Source organism: Kribbella sp. (assembly GCF_035687465.1).
Lineage (GTDB): Bacteria > Actinomycetota > Actinomycetes > Propionibacteriales > Kribbellaceae > Kribbella.
The window spans coordinates 1-5277 of record NZ_DASRXP010000438.1 but is presented as its reverse complement, the minus strand read 5'-3'; the positions used below and the strand labels follow the sequence as shown (position 1 = coordinate 5277).

Annotated in this window: 7 protein-coding genes; 1 reads left to right on the top strand and 6 read right to left on the bottom strand. The window is 66.2% G+C overall.

Going from position 1 to position 5277, the window contains the following annotated elements:
- The 6 genes from VFG33_RS22700 to VFG33_RS22675 all read right to left on the bottom strand — a co-directional run.
- On the bottom strand, positions 1–240 hold a 240-nt coding region (locus tag VFG33_RS22700), incomplete at its 3' end, for a hypothetical protein (RefSeq protein WP_325054938.1).
- 1436 nt (positions 241–1676) lie between these two features.
- Positions 1677–1829 (bottom strand): DUF6760 family protein, encoded by a 153-nt coding sequence (locus VFG33_RS22695; protein ID WP_325054939.1) that lies wholly within the window; start codon positions 1827–1829, stop codon positions 1677–1679.
- Entirely contained in the window at positions 1826–2251 is a 426-nt protein-coding gene (locus tag VFG33_RS22690) for a hypothetical protein (RefSeq protein WP_325054937.1), read from the bottom strand. The genes VFG33_RS22695 and VFG33_RS22690 overlap by 4 nt, the downstream gene beginning before the upstream one ends.
- The gene (locus VFG33_RS22685) at positions 2248–2664 is read right to left on the bottom strand and encodes a phage tail protein (RefSeq protein WP_325054936.1); all 417 of its coding nucleotides are present in this window, start codon (positions 2662–2664) and stop codon (positions 2248–2250) included. Before VFG33_RS22685 ends, VFG33_RS22690 begins: the two co-directional genes overlap by 4 nt.
- Positions 2665–2768: 104 nt before the next feature.
- Positions 2769–3221 carry a phage tail protein gene (locus tag VFG33_RS22680; RefSeq protein ID WP_325054935.1) on the bottom strand — a complete coding sequence of 151 codons (453 nt, stop codon included), beginning with the start codon at positions 3219–3221 and terminating at the stop codon, positions 2769–2771.
- Positions 3218–4750: a phage tail sheath family protein gene (locus VFG33_RS22675; RefSeq protein ID WP_325054934.1), complete on the bottom strand. Its 1533-nt coding sequence runs from the start codon at positions 4748–4750 to the stop codon at positions 3218–3220. The genes VFG33_RS22680 and VFG33_RS22675 overlap by 4 nt, the downstream gene beginning before the upstream one ends.
- Before the next feature lie 184 nt (positions 4751–4934).
- On the opposite strand from VFG33_RS22675, the gene VFG33_RS22670 reads away from it, so the two are divergent.
- Positions 4935–5277, top strand: a 343-nt coding sequence (locus VFG33_RS22670; RefSeq protein ID WP_325054933.1) for a Pvc16 family protein, incomplete at its 3' end; no start/stop codon positions are given.

The following is a 5277-nucleotide window of genomic DNA, read 5'->3' as shown; positions in this document are numbered from 1 at the left end:
CACCGAGAGCAGAGCAGGCGATGCCGCGGCGATCAGAGCACCGCGGGAGACGGGAGGATCGAAACTCCGCAGCCGGACCGGCTCAGGGGCGATGGACTCGGGAACGGGTTCGTCGATGCCAGGCGACGAGTCCATGACCTGGTCCACCGGCGCGACAAGCTCAGCGGCTGGACCCGTTCCCCGGCCGCGGGGCTCGTGGACCAACTCGATGCCGGCGCTCGGCAACGGCTCATCTCGCACCGTTCGCTCAGCAGTGTCGTTCAGCCTGGGGAACGCTGTGACATCTCCAAGCACTACCGGACGCGTTCGGGCGATGAGGGGGCGGCCACGATCGGGGGAAGTTCCGGTCGCGGCCGGATTGTCATCCCTGCCGGGGCTGGGGTGATCGGCCGATCCCGTCTGCTCAGGCGGCATCTTTTGCTCACGCTGAGGCGCCGCGGCCGAACGATCTTGATCCGCGGCCGGCGACTGGTCGTCCACTGATTCGGGTGAGTGCATCACCCGGGACGGATGAGTCAGGTCCGGCGGATTCCGTCGGCCGGCTCTTGCCGCGCCCGGGTCCGATCCGGCCTCCACTTCGGGAGCTCCAGCCGGTTCGATCGACCAGGAGTCCGGACCCGGCGCGAAGATCGGTCCGGGACGCAGGGATGCCTGCTCGGCGTGCGATTCATGGTCCGGCGGTGAAGATGTCTCCACGGCATGGTGCGGCGTCGGCTCGACGCCCATGGGGGCAAGTGGTGCACCCGACTGAACCGAGGGGTCTGGTTCAGGCTCCCAAGCCGCTGGCTCGGTCTGAGCCTCGGTTGCCGGAGTTGCCGATCGATCGGCGGCCGCCTCAGTCGGCGATTCGCTCGGTGATGAGGCATTGAAGCCACGCTTGCGGCTCTCCGCGAGGGAACGACGAGGCAAGCGCGGTACAGATTCCTGAGGTGTCGGTGCCGGAGCGGCTGCAGGAGGCAAGGGAACCGTCACAGCAGAGAGCCCGCCCAGCATCGCGAGCCCGAAGGCATTGTTCGCCTCCATCTCAGCCAGCGTTCGCTCGAACTCGCCGATGCTGCGGAAGGGTCTGTCCGGTTCGATCGGGGCTCCGACCGAGTCCGTTGTTACCGATGTCAGCACCGGACGACCCGGCCGGGTAGTCGTCGTGGCCGACGCTCGGCGACGGCGTAGAACAGGCTGCTCTTCGGCAACTGGCTGTTCGCCCGCGAACGGCTGTTCCCCGTCAGGTGGCGTTTCCCCGGCTGAGGGGTCTGCCATGGCCGGCTGCGGATCAGACCGACGGCGACGCGGTTTGAGCTCTGTGAGCGGCATCTGTCGTTGCTGCTCACCAGCACTACGGACCGCGCCGAACCCCACCAGCACCCCGATCGGTGGTCCTTCGACCTCACCGAGTCCGCTTTGCCCGCCACCTGAGGCCAGCAACTCCCTGGCGCCGGCAACATCCGGACCGGTCAGGAAGGAGCTCAGTATCGGCGCTCGCAGCCGGATGACCGGGACCAGCCTGGGAGCACGAGCCCAGGCACGAGTACCGACGGGGGGAACGACCGGACTCGGTGCGTCCCGTTCCTTGCGATCCGGCGCGGGTACTGGCTCGAGTGCGCTTCGGCGACCTCTCAGGTGGAACGGCCAGCGCATCAGTCACCTCCAGATTCTCGTCCGGCGCAAGCGCCCCGTGGTCAGTCCAGCTGCTGGTGAATCCTGCCGATGCCGTCGATCACCGTCGCCCTGGTCGCGTGATCCAGATCGAGGATCTCGGCGTGCGACCAGTGCAGGTAGTAGGCGACGTACACGACCTCCTCCCAGAGCCGGTCGGTCGAGTACGTCGTCAGGCTTCCCCCGCCGAATCACCCGCGATGTCGACGGCGTAGTCGTGGTGGCAGTTGGGACACGTCACGTCCACCTCGGTATGACCGCTCTGGTTGATCCGCCGGTAGAGGTCCTGCAGAAAAGCCAGATCGGACGCGAACAGACACTCGACCACCAAGGAGTCCACCGTCGGCAAACTGCCCAGCCGGACCAGCGTCCGTTCCAGCAGCAGGACCGTCAGGTACGCCGGGTTCTGCCGCACTCGCGAATCCGTCTGGGTGCTGATCTCGTCGCGAGCCGTCGCCAGCCGCATCGCCCCTTCGCGATGCAACGTCCCCTGCTCGTCGACGAAACCACGCGGGAGCACGAACGGGTACTCGGTCCGCAGGCCGGTCTCGTCTTGGCCCGGCACCGCCGGCGGAGCCACCGCACTGTGCGGCGTCATAGCGGCTTGCTCCAGATCTCCTCACAGGTGATCTTGCACTCGATCATCGACGCCTCTCCCTGACCGGCCTTGGCGGAGGTGACACTGATCTCCGACAGCCAGGCGTTCTCCATCATGTAGACGGTCTGCACCGCGCCGGCAGCGTCGTAGACAGTCAAGGTCCCCGGCTGTCGTGCTCGGTCGTCGCCGTCTCGCGCCATCTGATGCCAGAGCATGATCGCAGCGACACCGGCGCCGTCGACCGCGCGCTTCAGGGTGACCATCGGCGGCTCGGTCTTGCCGAACTGCTTCGTGAGCTGCGTTACCCCACGATCGTTGTTGAAAATGTATTCCGAGGGCGTCACCTTGGAGTTGATACCGGCCAATTCAGAAAAGGCCATCCGGCCGATCGGAGTGCCGGTGAATTCCGCCACGAACCTTCCCCCGGTGGCCACTTGCCCTTGGGTACCCGTCGTACTGACACCTAGTCCCACTGTGTCACTCCTGTCTTCATCGAGTCGATCGACCCATTCATCGATCAGAGCTGAATGATCGCGTCACAGACCAGCGTGACCCGCATCATCACAACGGACGCACTGCCGGCCTGGGCCGCGTCGAGTTCGAGTTTCGAGCACCACGCGTTCTCCAGCAGGCACGCCAGCGAGGGCATACCCGACTTGTCGAGGATGTCGAACGAGGCAGGCAGTTTCGCCAGCGGATTGTTCATCCGGGCCAGCAGGTGCCAACCGTAGAGCTGAGCGAAACCCCGTCGATCCAACGCTCTTTCCAGCACGATCGACGGTGCTTTCGCCCGGCCGAACTGTTTGGTGTGGACATTTCCCATTCGGTTGTTGTACGAGTACTCCTGAAACTCCACCTCGGAGGTGAAACCCGCCAGCTTGGAGAATCCGATCCCCGCGGCCCAGCCCTCACACATCACGACGAATCGTGGCGAACTGACGACTCCCGGCGCCAGCAGCGCCGAAATCACTCCTGCAACTCCGTTCCCTCGGCGAACTGTGACAGCCTGAACACCACGAACTCGGCCGGCTTCACCGGCGCGATGCCGATGTCGACCGTGAGAATTCCGGCGTCGCGGTTCTCGGGTGGATTGTTCTCGGCGTCGCACTTGACGTAGAAGGCCTCCTCGGGAGTGCGCCCGAACAATGCCCCGGTCCGCCAGATCCGGCGTAAGAACGCACTGATGGTGCGATCCACCGAGGACCACAGGAATTCGTCGTTGGGTTCGAAGACGACCCAGTTGGTGCTGGTGAGGATCGACTTCTCGATGTAGTTGAACAACCGCCGGACGTTCAGGTAGCGCCATTCCGGATCACTGGACAGGGTGCGCGCGCCCCAGATCCGGATGCCCTGCCCCGGCAGGAACCGCAGGCAGTTGACCCCGATCGGGTTGAGCTGGTCGTGTTCGCCCCGGGTGAGCGAGGACTGCAGGTCCAGCACCCCGCGGATCACCTCGTTGGCCGGTGCCTTGTGAACTCCGCGGGTCTCGTCGTTGCGCGCCCAGACTCCAGCAACGTGGCCGCTCGGTGGCAGGTACATCGGCTTGCCGCTCCGCGGATCGGCTACTTGCACCCAGGGCCAGTACAGGGTCGCGTACTTCGAGTCGTAGCCGGCCGTGTTCAGCCGCCAGTCCTTGATCTGTTGCGGTCGCAGTCCGGGCGGCGCGTCGAGAATGGCAACTCGGTCCGACATCAGCTCGCAGTGCGCGATCATCGCGAGTTGCACGGCCTTGACCCCGACGAGGTCGATCGCGCCCGCCTGATAGGCGGTCATCAGGTCGGGAACACAGAGCATGGTGATGTCGTCAACCGCCTCGAGACCGGAGAACCCGGTGCGCTCATCGGCGTCACCGACATAGTCCTCGACTCCCGCCGGACGCCGCTCCGGCTCGGCCGGCGCGAGCACGGTCGAGCCCCCTGCCTGCGGCACTGCGAGCGCGGCGCCTTTGACTTCCTCCGCTACCACCCACTTGGACTTTCGCAGCGCGGTGACCACATTCGCCGCCCCGCGCCGGGTGGTCACATTGTCGAAGACCTCTTCCTCCGGCCCCGCTTTGACCACCAGCTTGAAGACGTCCTCGCCGGGCTCGGACGGTTCGTGCACCTCGACAGTCAGTGGCTGGCCCGCCGGCGCGCTGTCCAGCGCACGAACAACGAGCGGCCTGCCGTCACCACGGCTCGGCAGCTCCGCCCGGCTGCCGACCGGACCTTCGAGCTGGCTGGGGGGCTGACCTGGCCCACCGCCGACCCGGACGACGTACGCGGTTCCGCCGCCGTTGAGGAAGTAGCCGTAGACGGAGTGCGCGAGCATCGCGCCCTCGACGAACTGCCCGAAGGTCTCCACGAACTGGGTCCAGTTGGTGACCAGAACGGCTTCGTTCAGCGGCCCCTTCGCGGCGAATCCCACGAATGCGGCCACCGCGGTACCGACCCCCTCGATCGGTTTCGAGCCGGAGGAGACTTCCTCCACATAGACACCCGGGGAAAGGTACGACGGCATCCGGACCTCCTGGCTGAGCAACTGTTCCGACGATTCGGCCTGCGGCAACTGTGCGGCGGCCGGCCCCGGTCGCGCCACAAGATCCGGTGCACGAACGGTTGCCTGATCGGGCCATTCGGTCGGCCCGGACCGCTGGCCAGAGGTTCCTGTCCTGGTTGCCCGAAGCACCCGCACAGTGGGAGTCATGCTCGACGAACTGGGCACCACGATCGGCGCGTATCTCGGCCAGGTGCTGCCGGCCGGTACGTCGGTCCGGCAGGCCCCGCCGAGCGACACCTGGAAGGACCAGGACTCCGGCATCGTCAGCCTGTTCCTGCACCGCGTGCAGGCGAGCGGAGGCGACGGGTCCGCCGGTCTGTGGACCGAAGAACGTGCCCCGGACGGACGAGTGGTCAGCCGTACGTCGCCCGAGCAGCGCTACGACTTCTGCTATCTGGTCACCGCCTGGTCGACCGACTCCGAGCTGGAGTTCGGGCTCCTGGGAGCCATCCTGCGTGCCGTTGCCAATGCCCCACTCGTTCCGGCCG